This window comes from Intestinimonas massiliensis (ex Afouda et al. 2020) (genome assembly GCF_001244995.1).
GTDB lineage: Bacteria > Bacillota > Clostridia > Oscillospirales > Oscillospiraceae > Intestinimonas > Intestinimonas massiliensis.
In genome coordinates this window covers 1,809,098-1,827,578 of record NZ_LN869529.1, presented here as the reverse complement: position 1 = coordinate 1,827,578, position 18,481 = coordinate 1,809,098, and the positions used below count along the sequence as shown (strand labels likewise).

The 18,481-nt window shown below is 65.0% G+C and carries 21 protein-coding genes and 1 pseudogene; 13 read left to right on the top strand and 9 right to left on the bottom strand.

Annotation, left to right across the window (positions count from 1 at the left end):
- The first annotated feature begins 11 nt into the window (after positions 1-11).
- The 10 genes from BN2154_RS12775 (at position 12) to BN2154_RS12730 (ending at position 10,456) form a co-directional block, all read left to right on the top strand.
- Positions 12-380, top strand: coding sequence for a hotdog fold domain-containing protein (locus BN2154_RS12775; protein ID WP_050619143.1), 369 nt, complete (start codon positions 12-14; stop codon positions 378-380).
- A 17-nt stretch (positions 381-397) separates the two neighbouring features.
- Complete coding sequence (locus BN2154_RS12770; RefSeq protein ID WP_050619142.1) at positions 398-1,594, top strand: CaiB/BaiF CoA transferase family protein; 1,197 nt, start codon at positions 398-400, stop codon at positions 1,592-1,594.
- A gap of 59 nt (positions 1,595-1,653) precedes the next feature.
- Positions 1,654-2,793 carry an acyl-CoA dehydrogenase family protein gene (locus BN2154_RS12765; RefSeq protein ID WP_094762506.1) on the top strand — a complete coding sequence of 380 codons (1,140 nt, stop codon included), beginning with the start codon at positions 1,654-1,656 and terminating at the stop codon, positions 2,791-2,793.
- A gap of 30 nt (positions 2,794-2,823) precedes the next feature.
- Positions 2,824-3,363 (top strand): nitroreductase family protein, encoded by a 540-nt coding sequence (locus BN2154_RS12760; protein ID WP_050619141.1) that lies wholly within the window; start codon positions 2,824-2,826, stop codon positions 3,361-3,363.
- Between the two features lie 95 nt (positions 3,364-3,458).
- Positions 3,459-3,947 (top strand): MarR family winged helix-turn-helix transcriptional regulator, encoded by a 489-nt coding sequence (locus BN2154_RS12755; protein ID WP_050619140.1) that lies wholly within the window; start codon positions 3,459-3,461, stop codon positions 3,945-3,947.
- 155 nt (positions 3,948-4,102) lie between these two features.
- The gene (gene dusB, locus BN2154_RS12750; RefSeq protein WP_094762508.1) at positions 4,103-5,074 is read left to right on the top strand and encodes a tRNA dihydrouridine synthase DusB; all 972 of its coding nucleotides are present in this window, start codon (positions 4,103-4,105) and stop codon (positions 5,072-5,074) included.
- Positions 5,075-5,105: 31 nt separating this feature from the next.
- Positions 5,106-5,714 carry an RNA polymerase sigma factor gene (locus BN2154_RS12745; RefSeq protein ID WP_050619139.1) on the top strand — a complete coding sequence of 203 codons (609 nt, stop codon included), beginning with the start codon at positions 5,106-5,108 and terminating at the stop codon, positions 5,712-5,714.
- Positions 5,715-5,767: 53 nt separating this feature from the next.
- Positions 5,768-6,661: an anti-sigma factor family protein gene (locus BN2154_RS16185; RefSeq protein ID WP_050619138.1), complete on the top strand. Its 894-nt coding sequence runs from the start codon at positions 5,768-5,770 to the stop codon at positions 6,659-6,661.
- A gap of 179 nt (positions 6,662-6,840) precedes the next feature.
- The gene (gene fusA / locus BN2154_RS12735) at positions 6,841-8,913 is read left to right on the top strand and encodes an elongation factor G (protein ID WP_050619137.1); all 2,073 of its coding nucleotides are present in this window, start codon (positions 6,841-6,843) and stop codon (positions 8,911-8,913) included.
- 163 nt (positions 8,914-9,076) lie between these two features.
- Positions 9,077-10,456, top strand: coding sequence for a TraB/GumN family protein (locus BN2154_RS12730; protein WP_050619136.1), 1,380 nt, complete (start codon positions 9,077-9,079; stop codon positions 10,454-10,456).
- A gap of 50 nt (positions 10,457-10,506) precedes the next feature.
- Here BN2154_RS12730 and BN2154_RS12725 read toward each other — a convergent pair.
- Positions 10,507-10,725, bottom strand: a pseudogene (locus BN2154_RS12725) (ATP-binding cassette domain-containing protein); the annotation flags it as partial.
- A 9-nt stretch (positions 10,726-10,734) separates the two neighbouring features.
- A complete protein-coding gene (locus BN2154_RS12720; protein WP_094762507.1) occupies positions 10,735-11,190 on the bottom strand; it encodes a MarR family winged helix-turn-helix transcriptional regulator in 456 nt (151 codons plus the stop codon).
- A gap of 253 nt (positions 11,191-11,443) precedes the next feature.
- Here BN2154_RS12720 and BN2154_RS12715 point away from each other — a divergent pair, with 253 nt between their 5' ends.
- Complete coding sequence (locus BN2154_RS12715) at positions 11,444-11,962, top strand: QueT transporter family protein (RefSeq protein ID WP_050619134.1); 519 nt, start codon at positions 11,444-11,446, stop codon at positions 11,960-11,962.
- Between the two features lie 26 nt (positions 11,963-11,988).
- Positions 11,989-12,858: a UTP--glucose-1-phosphate uridylyltransferase GalU gene (gene galU / locus BN2154_RS12710; protein ID WP_050619133.1), complete on the top strand. Its 870-nt coding sequence runs from the start codon at positions 11,989-11,991 to the stop codon at positions 12,856-12,858.
- Between the two features lie 42 nt (positions 12,859-12,900).
- On the opposite strand, the gene BN2154_RS12705 is transcribed toward galU, so the two are convergent.
- The gene (locus BN2154_RS12705; RefSeq protein ID WP_050619132.1) at positions 12,901-13,170 is read right to left on the bottom strand and encodes a hypothetical protein; all 270 of its coding nucleotides are present in this window, start codon (positions 13,168-13,170) and stop codon (positions 12,901-12,903) included.
- Between the two features lie 134 nt (positions 13,171-13,304).
- Here BN2154_RS12705 and sleB point away from each other — a divergent pair, with 134 nt between their 5' ends.
- Positions 13,305-13,982: a spore cortex-lytic enzyme gene (gene sleB / locus BN2154_RS12700; protein ID WP_050619131.1), complete on the top strand. Its 678-nt coding sequence runs from the start codon at positions 13,305-13,307 to the stop codon at positions 13,980-13,982.
- Here sleB and BN2154_RS15865 read toward each other — a convergent pair.
- From BN2154_RS15865 to modB, 6 genes are all read right to left on the bottom strand, one after another.
- Positions 13,979-14,140 carry a hypothetical protein gene (locus BN2154_RS15865; RefSeq protein WP_154666699.1) on the bottom strand — a complete coding sequence of 54 codons (162 nt, stop codon included), beginning with the start codon at positions 14,138-14,140 and terminating at the stop codon, positions 13,979-13,981. The two genes, sleB and BN2154_RS15865, sit on opposite strands and share 4 nt — an antisense overlap.
- 110 nt (positions 14,141-14,250) lie before the next feature.
- Entirely contained in the window at positions 14,251-15,270 is a 1,020-nt protein-coding gene (xdhC, locus tag BN2154_RS12695; protein ID WP_050619130.1) for a xanthine dehydrogenase accessory protein XdhC, read from the bottom strand.
- 17 nt (positions 15,271-15,287) lie between these two features.
- Complete coding sequence (locus BN2154_RS12690) at positions 15,288-16,130, bottom strand: TylF/MycF/NovP-related O-methyltransferase (protein WP_050619129.1); 843 nt, start codon at positions 16,128-16,130, stop codon at positions 15,288-15,290.
- Positions 16,127-16,735: a nucleotidyltransferase family protein gene (locus BN2154_RS12685; RefSeq protein WP_050619128.1), complete on the bottom strand. Its 609-nt coding sequence runs from the start codon at positions 16,733-16,735 to the stop codon at positions 16,127-16,129. Before BN2154_RS12685 ends, BN2154_RS12690 begins: the two co-directional genes overlap by 4 nt.
- Positions 16,736-16,772: 37 nt before the next feature.
- Positions 16,773-17,804, bottom strand: coding sequence for a sulfate/molybdate ABC transporter ATP-binding protein (locus BN2154_RS12680; protein WP_242853758.1), 1,032 nt, complete (start codon positions 17,802-17,804; stop codon positions 16,773-16,775).
- Positions 17,805-17,812: 8 nt separating this feature from the next.
- Positions 17,813-18,481: a molybdate ABC transporter permease subunit gene (gene modB, locus BN2154_RS12675; RefSeq protein WP_050619126.1), complete on the bottom strand. Its 669-nt coding sequence runs from the start codon at positions 18,479-18,481 to the stop codon at positions 17,813-17,815.

Below are 18,481 nucleotides of genomic sequence, written 5' to 3'. Positions count from 1 at the left end.
AGAACAATAGAATGGAAACAGTGACGATGAGATATAGAATGTCGGATCGGGACGTATTTTACGGCGGAGGGGTGGTCAACGGCGCGCGGAGCATCACCCTGATGAACGACTGCGCCAACCGGCTGATGGCCAAGACCTTCGGCAATACCGGCCACTGTGTGAAGGTCAAGAAGGTGCGCTTATATGTGCCCCTGTTCGCCGGCGACTACATGGAGTACATTGCCCGCATCAAAAAGACCGAGGGCAACAAGTCTTTGATCGAGGTCCGCGCTTACAAGATCATAGAGGTGCCCAAGGATCCCCCCTTCCCCAGCTCCATCGACGTGCTCGCCGATCCCCCCCTGTGTACGGTGACTCAGTTCGTCTATGAGACCTATTGATCGGGAGGATAAGAAACGTGCCGAACAATCACAAGCCCCTGAACGGCCTTAAGGTGATCGACCTGACCACCGCCCTGAGCGGACCCTTCTGCACCATGTTTTTTGGAGACTACGGCGCAGAGGTCATCAAGATCGAGACCCCGGACGGAGAGCAGTGCCGCACTTGGGGCCCCATAGACGAGAAGACCGGCGAGAGCGGCTTTTTTGCCAACTACAACCGCAACAAGAAGGGCGTCACTCTGAACCTCAAGACCGAAAAAGGTCTGAACATGCTCTACGAACTGGTGAAGGACGCCGACTTCCTGTGCGAGAACTTCAAGGGCGGCGTGACCCAAAAGCTGAAGGTGGACTACGAGACCATCCAGAAGATCAATCCCAGGATCATCTACGTCTCGGGCTCCGGCTTTGGCCAGACCAGCCCCATCGGCCACCGCCCCTGCTACGACATCGTGGCCCAGTCCATGGGCGGCATGGTAAACCTCACCGGCTTCAAGGAGACCGATCCGGTAAAGGTAGGGCCCTCTGTAGCGGACCACGTGTCCGGTATCTACCAGTTCGTGGGCGCCATGGTGGCGCTGTATGAGCGGGAGAAGACCGGCGTCGGCCAGATGGTGGATGTGTCCATGGTGGACACCATCTTCTCCCTGCTGGAGAACGCCATCCCCCACTATGTCATGCACGGCGTCGTCCCCGAGCGCAACGGCAACGTAGACCCCTCCATCTGCCCCTTCGACATCTATCCCTGCAGGGATGGCTTTGTGGCTTTGGGCGTGGGCAACGACCGCCTGTGGGAGAAATTCTGCAAACTCATCGGCCACACCGAGCTGTTGGAGGACCCCCGCTACAAGACCAACGATCTCCGCTGCAAAAATTACATCCCCGACCTTCAGGACCTGATCCGGGGCTGGGTCAGACAGTACACCAAAAAAGAGCTGGAGGCCATGATGGACGAGGTGGCCATTCCCTGTGGCCCGGTCCTCAACATGAAGGAGGCCATCGAGCATCCCCACATTAAGGCCCGCGAGATGCTGGTCCACACCCCAACGCCCCACCCCCTGCTGGGCGATATGCCCGTCCAGGGCGTGGTAGCCAAGCTGTCCAAGACCCCCGGAGGCGTCTACACGCCCGCTCCCACGCTGGGGCAGCACAACCGGGAGGTCTTTGGCCTCACGCCGGAGCAGGAGACGGCGCTGAGGGCAGAGGGCGTCATCTAACCGTTGAGCCGGTATGGGAAGCGGCGGCCGCCCCAAAGGCGGACGGAGAAACAGGAGGAATCACGATGCAATTTACCGAAGATCAACAGATGATCCAGCAACTGGCCCGGGACTTTGCGGAGTCCGAGCTGGCCCCCATCGCCGCCGAGATCGACCGGGAGGAGCGCATCCCCAAGGAGATCATCGAGAAGATGGCCGAGATCGGCTTCACCGCCCTGAACGTCCCCGAGGAGTACGGCGGGCCCGGTCTGGACACCGTGTGCAAGGTGCTGGTGGTCTCCGAGCTGGCCCGGCAGTGCGCCAGCACCGCGGAGGTCATCGCCGTGCATACCCTGGTCAACGACATCTTCCTCAAGCACGGCACCGAGGCGCAGAAGCAGAAGTACCTCACCGCCGCCGTGGAGGGTAAGATCGGCGCCTTCGCCCTCACCGAGGCGGGCGCCGGCTCCGACGCCGCCGCGGCCAAGACCAAGGCCGTGGTGGACGGGGACGACTACGTCATCAACGGCAGCAAGTGCTTCATCTCCAACATGGGCCCCACCGAGGGCGACTATGTGGTGGTCATCGCCCTCACCGAGCCGGAGAAGGGCGTCAAGGGCATGTCCGCCATCGTGGTGGACCGGGGCACCCCCGGCTTCACCGTGGGCAAGCGGGAAGAGAAGATGGGCATCCGGGGCGCGGATATCTCCGAGCTGATCTTTGAGGACTGCCGGGTCCCCCGCAGCAACCTGGTGGGCAAGGAGGGCGAAGGCTTCAAGATCGCCATGATGGCGCTGGACGGCGGCCGGATCGGCATGGCCGCCCAGGCGCTGGGCATCTGCGAGGCCGCCATCGCCGCCTCCGTCAAGTACATGGGCGAGCGGGTCCAGTTCGGCAAGCCCATCGGAAAGAACCAGGGCCTGCAGTGGTATCTGGCCGACATGGCCACCCGCACCGAGGCCGCCAAGGCCCTCATCCTGGAGGCCGCCGTCGCCGCCGACAACGGCCAGCCGCTGTCCAAGCTGGCCGCCATGTGCAAATACTACGCCTCTGAGAACGCCGTCTGGGTCACCAACAAGGCCCTTCAGATCCACGGCGGCTACGGCTACATGCGGGACTACCCCATCGAGCGCATGTACCGCGACGCACGCATCGTCCCCATCTACGAGGGCACCTCCGAGGTCCAGAAGATGGTCATCGCACGCGAGGTCATGAAGTAAGCTTTTCTTGAGAACAGGAGAGGACCCCTTATGGATGTATTAGAGTGCATCAGACGCCGCCGCAGTATTCGACGATTCAAGCCTGAAAAGGTGGGTCGCAGCGAGATTGAGCAGCTCATCGACTGTGCCCGCTGGGCGCCGTCGTGGAACAACTGCAAGGCGGTACGCTATACCGCCGTGGAGAACGAGGCCGAACTCAAACGCATCGCCGAGACGCTGGTGGCGCCGGAAAACGTCCGCATTGTGGGCAATGCACCTCTGCTGCTGGTGCTGTCCATTGTCAAAAAGCGATCCGGCTATGAGAGGAATGGGACCACGTCCACGGCAAAGGGCTCCTCCTGGGAGATGTTTGATACCGGCGTCGCCTGCCAGAACATCTGCCTGGCCGCCCATGCCATGGGGCTGGGCACCTGTATTCTGGCGTCCTTTGACGAGGACGGGGTATCCCGCCAGGTGGAGCTTCCGGAGGACGAGGAGATCATCGCCCTGGTGGCCTGCGGCTATCCCGACGGATCACCCGTGCCGCCCAGAAGGAAAGAGGTCTGTGAGATCTTGCGCTATCGCATGTAGGCAGAGACGGTCCCCGGCCAAGCGCCCCTGCTGCGGAACGGTCTGCGGCGGGGGCGCTGGTTTTTCAGCGGGGGAGGGGGGAGGAGGAAAGCGTGATGCAGACGCAGGCGCTTTGTGAAAGCGGCCGCCGGGCCGCAGCAGAAGGCGGGGGCATCCAGCCGCCGCCGAGCAGCATATACGACATGCTTCAACTGGCGCAGCGCTCCATGACCCGGCGCGCCGCCGGGCGCCTTGCCGCCTGTGGCATTACCCCGGGCGAGTACAACATCCTGCGGGTCCTGCGGGGACGAGAAAAAATCACGCCCGCAAACCTCTCGGAGGCGCTGGGCTACACCAGCTCGGTGGTCTCCAACTATCTGAGGCAGCTCCAGGAGAAGGGGGTCGTCTCCCGCCGGCCACTTCGGAAGGACCGCAGGCAAAGACGGGTCGATTTGACCATCCGGGGAAGCTGCCTGGGCTCGGAAGCCGCCGCCGCAGTGCGCGAGGCAGCGGATGAGGCGCTCCGGGGCATTCCGACCGGGGATCTGGAGGTCCTTTTCCAATGCCTGTCGTGTCTGTGCAGCCGCAACCAGGCCCCCACTTGACGGCCCACCAAAATTTGAGCCATGGAAGAGATGCCCCGCGGCCTTGCGATAAAGCAAGGCCGCGGGGGTCTTTTTGGAAGAGTGGCCGAGCCACTTGCCGGACATCCGGGTTTGTGGTATCATAGGCAGAGATTTGAAACATTGTGAGGGAAAGCGTGAAAATAGGCAACGTTACCATTGATTCCAGACTGGCCCTGGCCCCTATGGCTGGGGTTACCGACCTAGCCTTCCGTACCATCTGCCGGGAGCTGGGGGCGGGCTATACCGTTACCGAGATGGTGTCCGCCAAGGCCCTGTGTTATCAGGATCAGAAGTCCCTGCCTCTGCTCAAGCTGGGGGAAGGGGAGCACCCCGCCGCCGCCCAGCTCTTCGGCAGCGACGAGGGGTGTATGCAGGAGGCCGCCGCCATTGCCGGGGAGGTCTCCGGCGCCGACATCCTGGACATCAACATGGGCTGCCCGGTGCCCAAGGTGGCCAATTCCGGGGACGGCTCGGGGCTGATGCGCACCCCGGACAAGGCCGTCCGGGTGGCTGAGGCGGTGGTCCGGGGGGCGGGCGGCAGGCCCGTCACCGTAAAGATGCGCCTGGGCTGGGATAAGGGCTCCATCAACTGCGTGGAGCTGGCCCGGGCCATGGAGCAGGCTGGGGTGGCCGCCGTGGCCGTCCACGGCCGGACCAAGTCCCAGATGTACGCCGGAAGGGCCGACTGGGACTATATCAGGGCGGTCAAGGAGGCGGTGACCATCCCGGTCATCGCCAACGGCGATATTTTCTCCGCCGCGGACGCCGTCCACATTTTGAAGTACACCGGGGCAGACCTGGCCATGGTGGGCCGGGGCTGTTTCGGCAATCCCTGGCTGTTCCAGCAGGCCAAGGCGGCTCTGGAGGGGCGGGAGGTCCCCCCCCTGCCCCCCCTGGCCCAGCGGTGCGACACGGCGGTGCGGCAGTTTGAGCTCTCCGCCGCCCACAAGGGAGAGCACATCGCCTGTCTGGAGGCCCGGAAGCACTACGCCTGGTATCTCAAGGGCGTGCCCTATGCGGGTTACTGGAAAGAGCAGATCTGCCAGGTGTCCACCCTGGAGGAGATCCATCGAATTACCGAGGGCATTAAGCGGGATTTGCGGTAAAAAACGGAGCGCGGAAGGGCAGGTGACGCGGATGGCAACCGAACAGGAGCTGGTGGAACGGGCCAAAAGAGGCGATCCGGACGCCTTTGGCCAGTTGGTTACCGACAACGAAAAGCGTATCTATAATCTGGCCCTCCGCATGACCGGCAGCCCGGAGGACGCCGCCGAACTGGCCCAGGAGGCCTTCCTTAACGCCTGGCGGGGGCTGCATCGGTTCCAGGGGGAGAGCTCCTTTGCCACCTGGCTCTACCGGTTGGCCTCCAACGCCTGCATCGACTTTCTCCGCCGGGAGAAGCGAAGGCGGAGCCTGTCCATGACGGTCTCCCTGGACGACGAGACGTGCGAGCGGCAGGCCGAGCTGCCCGACCAGCGCTCTACCCCCGAGCAGCACCTGGAGCGGCAGGAGCTGCGGCGGGCCATCCGGGACGGGCTGCAAAGGCTCTCGGAGGAGCACCGGCAGGTGCTGGTCATGCGTGAGGTCAGCGGCCTGAGCTATGCCGAGATCGGCCAGGTGCTGGAGCTGGAGCCCGGGACGGTCAAGTCCCGCATCGCCCGGGCCCGGCTGGCCCTGCGAAAAGCGTTGGAATCCGAGGGGAACCTTTTGGAGGGAATTGCGTCTGTAAGAGGGAAGGGGCCGTAGCGGGCCCCCGGAAGCAAACGAGCGGAAAAGGCCGCGAGAGGAGGTGACCTGCAATGTGTGACTGCGATCAGGCGCTGGAGTGGATCAGCGCCGCCCTGGACGGCGCGTTGACGCCGGAGGAACAGCGCAGGCTGGACGCGCATCTGGCGGCCTGCGCGGAGTGCCGGGCGCTGGCGAAGGAGCTCCGGCAGCTCCAGAGGGAGATGCCCGGAGAGGCGGAGGTCCCCGCGGGCTTTCATCAGGCGGTCATGGACCGCATCGCGGCGGAGCAGGTCGTCCCCTTCCCGCCGAAAAAAAGAGAAAACCGGACCTGGCGCTCCTGGGCGGCGCTGGCCGCCGTCTTTGCCGTGGTGGCGGTGGGGGGCGGTATGGCCGCGCGCCTGGGCTATTTTGCCGGCGGCGGGTCCGGTAATTCCACCGCAGCGGCCCCTCAGGCTGCGGCGGGGGCCAGTCCGTCGGCCTACGCCGATGTGTCCGAGGACGAGAGACAGGCCGAGCGGCAGCCCTTTACCATCATGGAGGGCGCCATGGATCGGGCCGGGACGGAGAGCGCGGCGGTCAGCGCCGCCCCCGCTCCCGAGCCGGCCGAGGCGCCGGGCCTGGAGAAGAACGGCGTCGGAGCGGCGGGAGGCGACCTGCCCGTCCAGTACAGCCAGACGGCGGGCTCCGGCGCGGACGGCCTGGAGCAGGCGGCGGTGGACAACAGCCGGACTTGGCTGGCGGCTTCTGACCTGGAGCGGAAGAACGCGGTGGACACGGAACAGGCGGCAGTGGACGCCATCGACGAGGCGGAGCTGGCGGACGTGATCTGGGAGGACAGGACCTCAGGCGGGCCGGACGGGTCCGAATGGGTGGTGACCCTGGGCGACCCCGCGGGCCATGACTGCGTGCGGGTGGTCTGTGACAGCGGGACAGGCAAAGTTCTCGGCTATCTCCCCGTCGAATGAGCGGGAAAAAGCCCCCGGACGGCCATAGGCCGTCCGGGGGCTTTTGTTTTTTGCCGGCGTGGCGGAAATTTATAAATTTTCAGTTGTCAACCGGCGATTCTTGATATATAATGACTAAGACAGTGACGCATTCCAAGAGGCGGCGCTCGATCTTCCAAAAGTAAGGAGAGGAAACCACTATGAGCTATTCCGCGCAAAACATCCGTAACGTCTGTCTGTTGGGCCACGGCGGAAACGGAAAGACTTCCCTGGCCGAGAGTATGCTGTATTCCACCGGCGGGACTGACCGCTTGGGCAAGGTGCCCGACGGAAATACCGTCTGTGATTTCGATCCCGAGGAGATTCGCCGTCAGATTTCGCTGTCCACTGCGGTGGCCCCCATTGAGTACAAGGGCTGCAAGATCAATATCCTGGACACACCGGGCTATTTTGACTTCTCCGGCGAGGTCATGGAGGCCCTGCGGGTGGCCGACTCCGCCGTCATCGTCTGCTCCGCCAAGGGCGGCATGAGCGTGGGCGCCGAAAAGGCGTGGAAATACTGCGAGGCCCGCAAGCTGCCCCGCATCCTCTATATCTCCAAGACCGACGAGGAGAACTCCGACTACAACTCCGCCTTCGAGACCCTGCGGGACCGCTTCGGCAAGAACGTGGCTCCCGTGGTCGCCCCCATCTGGGACGAGAACAAGAAGGTGATCGGCATCATCGACGTGCTCAACAAGCGGGCCTACGACATCGAGGGCGGCAAGCGCCATGAGATCCCCATCCCCGACAACAAGAAGGACGTGGTGGAGGAGCTCTATACCGCCCTGGTGGAGTCGGTGGCCGAGACCAGCGAGGAGCTCATGGAGCGCTACTTCAACGGCGAGGAGTTCACCTACGCCGAGATGATCCAGGGTCTGCACACCGGCGTCAAGGAGCTGTCCATCTTCCCCGTGGTCTGCGGCTCCGCGCTCTCCGGCCTGGGCACCCAAATGCTGCTGGACAACATCGTCAACCTGCTCCCCAATCCCCTGGAGGGCCCCGCCGAGATGGGCGAGGACGACCACGGTGAGATGGTGGAGTTCGCCGTCTCCCCCGGCGCCGTGCCCGCCGCCTTCGTATGGAAGACCGTCTCCGACCAATACGGAAAGTACTCCTACGTCAAGGTGGTCTCCGGCACCATCGAAGCCGACATGCCCATGGTCAACGCCCGCACCGGCAATCCGGAAAAGCTGGGGCGTCTCTATCTCGTCAAGGGCAAAAAGACCGAGGAGGTCAAGAAGCTCTCCTGCGGCGACATCGGCGCCATCGGCAAGATGGACAAGGTCAGGACCGGCGACACCCTCTGCGACGCCCGTAACGTGGTCAAGCTGGAGGGGATCCGCTTCCCCGAGCCCTGCTATTCCGTGGCCATCCTGCCCAAGACCAAGGGCCAGGAGGATAAGATCGCCAGCGGCCTGACCCGCCTCAACGAAGAGGACCAGACCTTCAACTGGGTCAACAACGCCGAGACCCACCAGATGGTGGTTTCCGGCACCGGCGACATGCAGATGGACGTTATCCTCTCCCGGCTCAAGAGCCGCTTCGGCGTGGACGCCGAGCTCACCGAGCCCCGGGTGCCCTACCGCGAGAAGATCCGCAAAAAGGTGGAGGTCCAGGGCCGCCACAAGAAGCAGACCGGCGGCCACGGCCAGTTCGGCGACGTGTGGATGCGCTTCGAGCCCGGCGAGCAGGAGGAGCTGGAGTTCTGCGAGGAGGTCGTGGGCGGCTCCGTGCCCAAGAACTATTTCCCCGCCGTGGAGAAGGGCCTGCGCGAGGCCGTTACCAAGGGTGTGCTGGCGGGCTACCCGGTGGTCAACCTGAAGGCCACCCTGTTCGACGGCTCCTATCACCCGGTGGACTCCTCCGAAATGGCCTTCAAGACCGCCGTGCAGATCGCCTACAAGACCGGTATGCCTCAGGCATCCCCCGTCCTGCTGGAGCCCATCGGCGAGTTGAAGGTCACCATTCCCGACAACTATATGGGCGACATCATCGGTGACCTGAACAAGCGCCGGGGTCGGGTTATGGGTATGAATCCCGACCATGAGGGCAACCAGATCGTGGAGGCCGAGGTGCCTATGGCCGAGATGACCCGCTATGCCATCGACCTGCGCTCCATGACCCAGGGCCGGGGCTCCTTTGTGTTCCATTTCGTGCGCTACGAGGAGGCGCCCCCCGCGGCTCAGGAGAAGGCCATTGCCGAGGCCAAGGCCATGGCGGGCGAGGAGTAATCAAGCCTGCAAGAGAGATGAGAGAGGTTGGACCGCCCGCCGGGGGAACCCGGCGGGCGGTCTGCTCTCGGTAAAAGTGAAGGTTTCCTTAAAAATCGGACCAACCCGTTGATAAACCGTCCGCCTGCTTATACAATGGTTTTACAGAAAAGGAGGGAACCGTATGAAAAAACGACTTTTGGCCCTGACGCTGGTGCTGGGCCTGCTGGCCTCTCCGGCCGCTCTGGCGGCGGAGGGAGAAGAGACCCGCATACAGGAGATCTCCCCCTGGGCCTACGATACCGTAGCGGACAGCTACGCCATGGGCCTGCTGGATGATTTCTATTCCACCTACCTGCTCGACCCGGTGACGGACGAACAGTTGGAGCATATGACCGGCATTGTGGCGGACAAGCTGGCGCTGCTGGGTCTGCCCGCCCGGGCGGCCGGGGAGAGCGGGACGCCTGTGGTGATCGACACCACTCGGGGTGGGGTGCTCAACGCCCTGTACCAAGAGGCGGCGGCCTATGCGTTTTCCGGTGTGGAGGAGGGCCCCGTCCCCTTTCTATCCGGCCTGGGTGTAGTGAAGGGCACCGGAGCCGATCTGGCCCTGGAGCGCACCTGTACCTATCAGGAGGCCATGGTCATGGCCGACCGGCTGATCCTCGCCCTCTATGACGCCAACGGCGCCGGCTCCAAGGGCCTGCTGTGGAAGGCCGTCAACGGAGACAACACCCTCTATCTGCTGGGCACCATCCATATGGACCGCAGCAACGTCTATCCCCTGCACAAGTCGGTGCGGGACGCCCTGGACGCCTCCCAGGTGGTGAGCTTCGAGCTGGATCTCAACGACCAGGAGGGCATGGCCCTGCTGGCCCAGCTCCAGGTATACTCCGACGGCACCACCCTGGCCGACCACATCAGCCCGGAGCTGTACGCGCGGGTGCAGGCGGCGGCGGAGAGCCTGGGCATGGAGCCCAACGGCTTTGACGCATATAAGCCCTGGGCCCTGGCCTCCACCTTCGGCGTCCTGAGCCTCCAGGACGACACCACCGGCACCAACGCCATGGCCATTGATATGTATATCAACGCCTACGCGGTGAACGCGGGCAAGACCATCGACTCGGTGGAGACCTACGCCTTCCAGGGCGGCATCTTCGACAGCCTGTCCGCCGAGTACCAGGAGGCCTATCTGGACGCCAGCCTGGCCGGGTACGAGGGGATGCTCAACGGCGAGACGGCCAGCGAGGAGGCCCAGGCGCTGGCCCAGGCCCAGCAGGAGCAGATTGCCGCCATGTTTGACGCCTGGAAGGACCGGGACCCCAACGCCCTGGCGGAGGTCTACGGCAAGGAGGCCATCCTCAACAGCGACGACGAGCTCAATTCCAAGCTGTTTACCGAGCGGGACCCCGGCATGATCGCCGCGGCGGCGGAGTACCTGGAGACCGAGGGGGAGAATACCTTCTTCCTGGCCGTGGGCGCGGGCCACATGGTGGACCCGGGCGGTATCGTCTCCGGCCTGCGCGAGCTGGGCTACACCGTGGAACTGGTACCCGCGGACTGACTGAGGAAGCATATGCAGAAGGGCCGCCGGACAATCTGTCCGGCGGCCCTGTTGATGCCGTCGTAGCGGATCCTGCCGTCGGCAATGTCGTAAAAGCGGTTGATGAGGTTGGTGATGGTGGTCTTGCCCGCGCCGGTGGCCCCCACGAAGGCCAGCTTCTGCCCGGGCTTGGCGTAGAAGATGACGTCGTGGAGGATGGGCTTGCCCTCCTCGTACTCGAAGTCCACGTCGAAGAACCGCACGTCGCCGGTGAGCCGGGTGTAGACCATCCCGGCGGCTCACTGGCGGAGGTTCCGTTGTATTTTCCAGGCGATGGCGAGAAACTGGGCGATCTCCTCCTGGGTCAGGTCACGGGTCATCAGGTCCTCAATCATCCGGGTCTTAGACTCAATCTCCGCATGGAGCGCCAGCGCCTTGGCGGTGGGGACCAGCTTCTTCAGCCGGGCGTCCTGGGGCACGCTCTGCCGCGCTAGCATCCCGTCCCGCTCCAGGTTCTGGAGAAACCGGCAGGCCGTGGAGCGGCGGATGCAGAAGGCCTCCTCCACATCCCGCTGGTACAGCGCCCGATCCGGATGGTCGCAGAGAAAGCCCATGATCTGCCCCTCCGTCTCCGTGGTCCCGTGCCGGTCCTCCGGGGGTGGGGCCACCTCCATCATCTTACGCCGCAGCAGATTGGATAGTCCACGGATGGTAAAGCTGATGGAATTTTGTCGGTCAATGGGAATCACCTCCACAATGTTAGGTTCCTAACATACTAATCGTTTGACCGCAATTTGTCAAGATTGATGTTGAGGAAAGGCGGCAAGGCCGCCGGCTTTACTTTTCAGAAAAAAGATGATACAATACCTCCGACCGGTTTCCCCAACCAGTCCAACCGGCACAGAGTGAGCCGTCCGGGAGCCTGAGCGTCCTGCTCCCGGGGAAAGGAACCTGTGCCGCTGTGCGTTGGCGCGCGTACTCTAAACAAAAAATGGAGGTTATTTTGTCATGCGCAAGTTTACGACCAAGGATCTGACCCTGGCGGCCATGGTGGCCGCCCTCTACGCCGTAATGAGCTATTTCGGCAACGTCTTCGGCCTGACCTATGGACCCATCCAGCTCCGCTTTTCCGAGGCGCTGTGCGTGCTGCCCTTTCTGTTCCCGGCCACGGCGCCGGGGCTCTTCGTGGGCTGCCTGGCGGCCAATCTGCTCAGCCCTTATGGACCGCTGGACATCGTGGTGGGCTCCCTGGCCACCCTTATCGCCGCCGTGTGGACCAGCCGGGTGAAGCGCCGCTGGCTGGCCCCCCTGCCCCCCGTGGTGTGCAACACGGTGCTGGTGGGCTTCACCATCGCCTTTGCCCAGACCGGCTTTACCGCCGCCCTCCCCGCCGCCTGGCTCTACAACGGCCTGACGGTGGGCGTCGGAGAGCTGGGCGCCTGCTATGTGCTGGGGATGCTGCTGCTGAAGCTGCTGCCCCGGGTGGACTATTTCAAGCCCATGATTGCTCCGAAGGAAACGGCATAATTTTTCACGATCAGGAGGCTGTCCCCATGAAAGTTCGCAAGGCCGTTATCCCCGCCGCCGGGCTGGGGACCCGGATGCTGCCCGCCACCAAGACGGTTCCCAAGGAGATGCTCCCCCTGGTGGACAAGCCGGTCATCCAGTATATCATCGAGGAGGCGGTAGACGCCGGCATCGAGGATATCCTGGTGGTGACCAACCGGGCCAAGTCCGCTATGGACGACTACTTCGACTACTACCCCGAGCTGGAGGAGCGCCTGGAGCGGGCCGGCAAGGAGCGGGAGCTGGAGGAGGTCCGCCGGGCCGCCGACCTGGCCAACATCTTCTATGTCCGGCAAAAGGAGACGAAGGGCCTGGGCCATGCCATCTGGCGGGCCAAGCGCTTCGTGGGGGACGAACCCTTTGCCGTGCTGCTGGGCGACGACATTATGCGGGCCCGGACTCCCGTTATCGGCCAGCTCATCGCCGCCGCGGAGAAGTATGACGCCTCCTGCGTGGGGGTGCAGCAGGTGTCCACCGACGCCATCGCCAAGTACTCCTCCGTCCAGATCAGTCCGCTGGAGGAGCGGGTCTTTGCCGTCTCCGACATGGTGGAAAAGCCCCGGCCCGAACAGATCTTCTCCCACTACGCCATCCTGGGGCGCTATGTGCTGAGGCCCGGTATCTTCAATATCCTGGAGGACCTGGAGCCGGGCTACGGCGGGGAGATCCAGCTCACCGACGGGCTGAAGGCGCTGTGCCGCCGGGACAAGATGGTGGCCGTGGACTTTGAGGGCAAGCGGTACGACACCGGCAACCTGAAGGGCTTTTTGGAGGCCACGGTGGACTTCTCTCTGGCCCATCCGGAGACGGGGGAGTGGCTGCGGGGCTTCCTCAAGGAAAAGGTCAAAGAGCTGTAAGGAAAGAAAACGAGCCTCCCGGCGCGCCGGGAGGCTCGTTTTTTACAGAAGCATGGCCAGACTCCACAGGGCGGTGGCCGCCAGAGCCCCCACCGCCGTGTAGGCCGGCGCCGGGATGGCCCGGGACAGGCGGCCCCACCGGGAGTTTTGCTTGACGTAGCTCTTGGCCACCTGCTGGGCCTCCTGAATGACCTGGTCGGCGGAGACGCCCTCCACGAAGGCGTCCTCCCGCATGATGAAAATCGCCTGTTCGAACAGCTTCGGGTCCGGGGACTTGACCACGATGACCTGCCGGGTCACACCCTTTACCATGCCGCAACACATCCTCTCCGATCCATGTTTCGGTTACCAGTATGGCCCTTTTTCCCTGCCATTATTCGCCTTGCATAGGAAAGACGGCGCCGTCGTAAACTAGCCTTGAACATTTTCAAGGAGGCGGCGACCCCATGCAGAAACACCGAAAACAGCTCCTGCTGGCCCTGGCGCTGATCTTTGCCCTGAACATCCTGATCATTACCCTGGCCCAGAGCGCCCAGGCGGCCACCTACCGGCAGGGCTCATCGGGCGAGGCCGTGCGCACGATCCAGCAAAAGCTGGTGCGCTGGGGCTATTTCGACGGCCCGGTGGACGGCATCTACGGCTCCAAGACCGCCGCGGCCGTCAAGGATTTCCAGCGGAAAAACGGCCTGGCGGCGGACGGCGTCGTGGGCTCCGCCACCCTGGCGGCCCTGGGAATGCAGGACAGCGCCCCCTCCGGCGGCTCCGCCGCCCAGAGCGGCAGCGTGGATCTGCTGGCCCGGGTCATCTCCGCCGAGGCCCGGGGCGAGCCCTACAGCGGCCAGGTGGCGGTAGGTGCGGTCATCCTCAACCGGGTGGGGCACCCCTCCTTCCCCAACACCATCGCCGGGGTGGTCTATCAGCCGGGGGCCTTTAGCTGCATGCTGGACGGGCAGTTCGATCAGCCGGTGGCCGACTCAGCCGTCCGGGCCGCCCGGGACGCCATGAACGGGGCCGACCCCAGCGGCGGCGCCATCTATTATTTCAATCCCAACACCGCCACCAGCGCCTGGATCTGGTCCAGGCCCCTCATCAAGATCATCGGGAAACACCGGTTCTGCTCCTAGGGCTCCCGGCCCGGCGGAGCGGCGAAGCGGCCCCGGATCTTCAGAAGCATCCGGTCATGGGCCCGCCGGCTGATGAGACCCTGTTCCAGCAGGGTGCGGTTGTAGTAGAGCAGCCATTGCTGCCGGGCGGCCTGGGCCCGGGCCTGTGCATCGGTCATGGGATCGCCCCCTAAAAAAGAAGAATACGAGGGGCCACACCGCGTGCGGCCCCTCGTATTCTTCCCCGGGCGGGGTGCGTCCATACAGACCCCCGGCAGGGGGGGGCGTCTCAGTGCCCGGCGCGTTCGGCCCGGACCTGGATGAGCTGGGCGGCGATACTCACCGCGATCTCCGCCGGGGTCTCGGCCTTGATATCCAGGCCGATGGGGGTGGTGATGCGCGCCAGGTCGGCATCGGTGAAGCCCTCCTCCCGCAGGCGGGCAAAGACCCCGGCAGTCTTGCGGCGGCTGCCGATGACGCCGATATAGTGGGCGGGGGTGCGCAGCATCTGGGCCTGGACCGCCTGGTCGTCCTTGTGGCCCCGGGTCATGACCACTACATAATCACGCTCCTCCACGGTGACGAAGTCGGCCAGCCGGGCGTTGTCCACCAGCCGGGTCTCCTCCACGCCGGGGAAGAGCTCCGGGCGGCAGAACTCCGGCCGGTCCTCCAGCACCACGCAGCGGAAGTCCACCGCAGTCAGGGCGGGCACCAGGGCCTGGGAGACGTGGCCGCCGCCGAAGACATACACCCGGCCCGCCCGGAAGAGGGGCTCGCAGTAGTAGGTCCGGCCGCCGTCGGTGAGCTGGCAGGGCTTGCCGCCCAAAGCGCCGGTGAGGGCTGAGGGGAGGGAGAGGCCGAAGACGCCGCTCTTCCCGCCGTAGATCCCCATGGCCCCGCCGCACCCGCCGGTGATCTCACAGATCAGCCAGGCGGGCTCCCCGGCGCGGTAGAGGGATTCCATGTGTCCGACCAGCGCCAGCGTATCCGCATCCCAGGCCGGAATGTGGCGGAAGTACACGTCCACTGCGCCGCCGCAGATCATGCCCAGATCCTGGACCTGGTTTTCATGCAGCCGGAAGTGCTCAAGGTGGGCGCCGCCCGTCCGGAGGAGCTCCTGGGCCACCTGCTGACTGCGGTATTCCACCGCGCCGCCGCCGATGGTGCCACACAGGCGGCCCTGTCCGGTGACGACCATCCGCGCCCCGGCTCCCCGTGGGGTGGAGCCACTGCTGGCCACCACGGTGACCAGCACTGCGTCCTGGCCGCTGGCCAGGGCGTCGCGCAGGGCGGCAAATAAGTTTCTCATGGGCGATCAGGCTCCTTTCAAGGCCGGATGAGCACGGCTGTGCCGTGCAGGTCACTGAGGGGGACCAGCGGCAGGGGGCCGTGGTCCCGTTCATAGGCGAGGACGGCCTCCTTCACGCCGTCAAACTGCCTGCTGTTGTAATCGTGAAGGAAAATCGCGCCGCCGGGGCTCAGACGGGGGTAGAAGAACTCCAGCCCCGCCAGGGTGGGGGCATAGAGGTCGGCGTCCAGGCTGACCAGGGCGAAGACGGCCTCCAGTCCGCGGGCGGTATCGGGAAACCAGCCCCGCCGCACCACGGCCTGCTCCGGGTGGGGCAGGCGGGCCAGGACGGCCTCCACGCTGGTGTCGGAGAAGTCCTGACGCCGGTCGCAGCCGCCCCCGACGGGCTTCTGCCGCACATCCCGCGGGTCGAAGCCCTGGAAGGTATCAAAAAGATACAGCCTGCGGTCGGGGAACAGGACGTTGAACTGCCAGGCGAAGTCACCCCGGTAGACCCCCAGCTCGGCCATGTCGCCGGGGACGGCCCGGAGCCGTTCGACCATGCGCCGCAGGACGGCGCCCCGCATGTCAAAACAGCGATAGAGGTCCCTCAGGCGCAGGAACGCGCCTCGGTAGCCCAGCGAGCGGGCCTGCCGCTCCAACTGACCGCTTCGCTCCTCATCCAGCACTCCCAGCAGCACCAGGTCGGGGGCGGCGGACAGGGCCTCCTTCACGGGCAGAACGGGCGGACGGGCTGCGGGGTCCCAGGCGCCGGAGAAATTGTCGCCGAAGGCGCACAGACAGAATGCATTCCAGTCCAGCAGGGCCTCGGCTGCGCGACCCATCTGACCCGCGCCCAGAATCACCAGACGCTGCTTCATGCGCCGCACCTCCCGTCCTGGATGGCCTGATAAGCCCGCAGCAGGGCGTTATACTGCTCCCGGGTGTCGCCGTCCATGCAGACCCCCAGGTCATCGACCTCCAGCTCTCGGACGGGTACGCCGCAGGTCTCCACCAGGCCACCCAGCCCCCCGGAGCCGCTGTAGGAGCGGATGAGGGGAAGGAGGCCGGCGCGAAATACCACCGGGTGCCCCGGCTCGCCCCGGTATAAGGGGCGCACAAAGGGGGCATCCAGCGCCAGCAGAGCCCGGACAGTCCGAGGCCGCACCAGAGGCACGTCCGCCGGAGAGAGCAGAAACCGGCCGCAGCCGGCGGACAGGGCCCCCAGGCCCAGCCGCAGGGAGTCCAGCATCTGGGTATGCCGGTAATCCGGGTTGTGGACGAAGCGTATGCCGCAGCCCACCAGATGGGCCTCCAGCGCTTCGTGCCGGTAGCCGGTCACCACCACGGTCTCGGCGCCGGCACCCCGCATCAGGTCCACGACCCGGCGGATCATGCTCACGCCGCCGATGGGCAGCAGGGGCTTGAACTCCCCCATGCGGGAGGACAGGCCCGCCGCCAGGATGACAGCGCCCAGCCGTTCCACGGCCCTCACCTCTCTTCTCACAAAATAACTCCGGCCCTCAGTCGTAAAGGGGCAGGACGTTGGCGGGAGCCACGCCGAATGCCTCCGGCAGGGCCTGAGGCCGGCGGTCCTTGGGGATGCGCCACCACAGGTCGGGGGCGGCGGGGGCCTGCCCCTCATACCGGAACTGGAGGATGACCTCGAAGGGCTCCTCCATCTCGCCGGTAAAGCGGACGGGGTAGCGGTTCTGCGTGGCCCTGGAGTTGAAGTAGTGGGCCCGGATACCCACGGCGCGGACTCCGTCGGCCACCGGCTGAGCGGTGCGCAGCCGCACCCCCCAGGCGGGGACCTCCAGCTCATAATCCCCGGTTTTCTGTGCCTGCGCAATGTTTTTGCAGCCGGTAAGCCGGGCGGCCTGGACACTGCCCGGGTCGGCAAAGAGGGCCTTGGTCTCCTTTAAGGCCAGGAAGCGGCCCTGATCCACCACGGCGATCTGACCGCACAGGCGGTAGGCCTCGTCCCGGCTGTGGGTGACCAGAAGCACCGGCTTGCTGAACTGGGCCAGCAGCGCCTTCGTCTGGAGCTGGAGCTGGTCGCGCAGATGGCTGTCCAGGGCGGAGAAGGGCTCGTCCAGCATCAGCAGGTTGGGCCGGCTGACCAGAATGCGGGCCAGGGCCGCCCGCTGCGCCTGCCCGCCGGAGAGCTGGGCGGGCCGAAGCCGCTCCAGCCCCTCCAGCCGCATCATAGCCACCGCGTCCTGGAGCAGAGCCTTCTTTTTGCCCCGGTCCGGCTCCCGGCACAGGCCGCACAGGATATTCTGCGCCACCGTCATATTGGGAAACAGGGCGTAGCTCTGGAACAGGTAGCCCACCCGACGCCTCTGAGGAGGCAGGTCGATGCGCTTTTCGCTGTCGAACAGAGTCTCACCGTCCAGGACGATGCGCCCCCGGTCGGGCCGCTCGATCCCGGCGATGCACTTGAGGGTCATGCTCTTGCCGCTGCCCGAGGGGCCCAGCAGGCCCAGCACGCCGCCCTCGGATTCGAACCGGACCTGGAGGAAGAAGCCTCCCAGGTCTTTTTCTATGTCCACCAGAAGGCTCACCGGCGCACCCCCGTTCCGCTGCGCTTTTCCATCCGATTGACCACCAGCAGCACCGCCGCCGAGATGGCCAGATTGACCATCACCCAGGTGAAGGCCCCGGCCTCGTCGTTGGTGCGCCAGAGCTGGTAGACCGTGGTGGAGATGGTGGCCGTCTTGCCGGGGGTATAGCCGATGAGCATGCTGGTGGCGCCATACTCGCCCAGGGCCCGGGCAAAGGCCAGCACGGTACCGGCCAGGATGCCCTGGCGACAGGCGGGCATCCGGATGCGCCAGAAGATGTAGGAATTGGACAGCCCCAGGGTCTGGCCGGAGTAGGCCAGGGTCTCGTCAAAGCTCTCGAAAGCGCCCCGGGCGGTGCGGTACATCAGGGGAAAGGCCACCACCGCCGCGGCCAGTACGCCGCCGTACCAGGTCATGACGAACTTGACGCCGAACCGGGCCAGAAACAGGCCCAGGGGCCGCCGGTTGCCGAAGAGCAGCAGCAGAAAGTAGCCGCAGACCGTGGGAGGCAGCACCATGGGCAGGGTCAGCACCACATCCAGCAGACCCTTGATTCCCCGGGGCAGACGGGCGGCGTAGTAGGCGATCAGGATGCCCAGAAAGAACACCAGCACGCAACTGATGCCGGCGATGCGCAGCGAGTTCCACAGGGGATACCAGTCCAT

Bases quoted from the DNA above. Each gene is read 5' to 3' on its own strand.
- modB (WP_050619126.1), bottom strand. From the start codon at position 18,481: ATGGACTGGTATCCCCTGTGGAACTCGCTGCGCATCGCCGGCATCAGT.
- xdhC (WP_050619130.1), bottom strand. From the start codon at position 15,270: ATGAGAAACTTATTTGCCGCCCTGCGCGACGCCCTGGCCAGCGGCCAG.
- galU (WP_050619133.1), top strand. From the start codon at position 11,989: ATGAAAGTTCGCAAGGCCGTTATCCCCGCCGCCGGGCTGGGGACCCGG.
- fusA (WP_050619137.1), top strand. From the start codon at position 6,841: ATGAGCTATTCCGCGCAAAACATCCGTAACGTCTGTCTGTTGGGCCAC.
- BN2154_RS12705 (WP_050619132.1), bottom strand. From the start codon at position 13,170: ATGGTAAAGGGTGTGACCCGGCAGGTCATCGTGGTCAAGTCCCCGGAC.
- sleB (WP_050619131.1), top strand. From the start codon at position 13,305: ATGCAGAAACACCGAAAACAGCTCCTGCTGGCCCTGGCGCTGATCTTT.
- BN2154_RS16185 (WP_050619138.1), top strand. From the start codon at position 5,768: ATGTGTGACTGCGATCAGGCGCTGGAGTGGATCAGCGCCGCCCTGGAC.
- BN2154_RS12690 (WP_050619129.1), bottom strand. From the start codon at position 16,130: ATGAAGCAGCGTCTGGTGATTCTGGGCGCGGGTCAGATGGGTCGCGCA.
- BN2154_RS12745 (WP_050619139.1), top strand. From the start codon at position 5,106: ATGGCAACCGAACAGGAGCTGGTGGAACGGGCCAAAAGAGGCGATCCG.
- BN2154_RS12730 (WP_050619136.1), top strand. From the start codon at position 9,077: ATGAAAAAACGACTTTTGGCCCTGACGCTGGTGCTGGGCCTGCTGGCC.
- BN2154_RS12755 (WP_050619140.1), top strand. From the start codon at position 3,459: ATGCAGACGCAGGCGCTTTGTGAAAGCGGCCGCCGGGCCGCAGCAGAA.
- BN2154_RS12775 (WP_050619143.1), top strand. From the start codon at position 12: ATGGAAACAGTGACGATGAGATATAGAATGTCGGATCGGGACGTATTT.
- BN2154_RS12715 (WP_050619134.1), top strand. From the start codon at position 11,444: ATGCGCAAGTTTACGACCAAGGATCTGACCCTGGCGGCCATGGTGGCC.
- BN2154_RS12760 (WP_050619141.1), top strand. From the start codon at position 2,824: ATGGATGTATTAGAGTGCATCAGACGCCGCCGCAGTATTCGACGATTC.
- BN2154_RS15865 (WP_154666699.1), bottom strand. From the start codon at position 14,140: ATGACCGATGCACAGGCCCGGGCCCAGGCCGCCCGGCAGCAATGGCTG.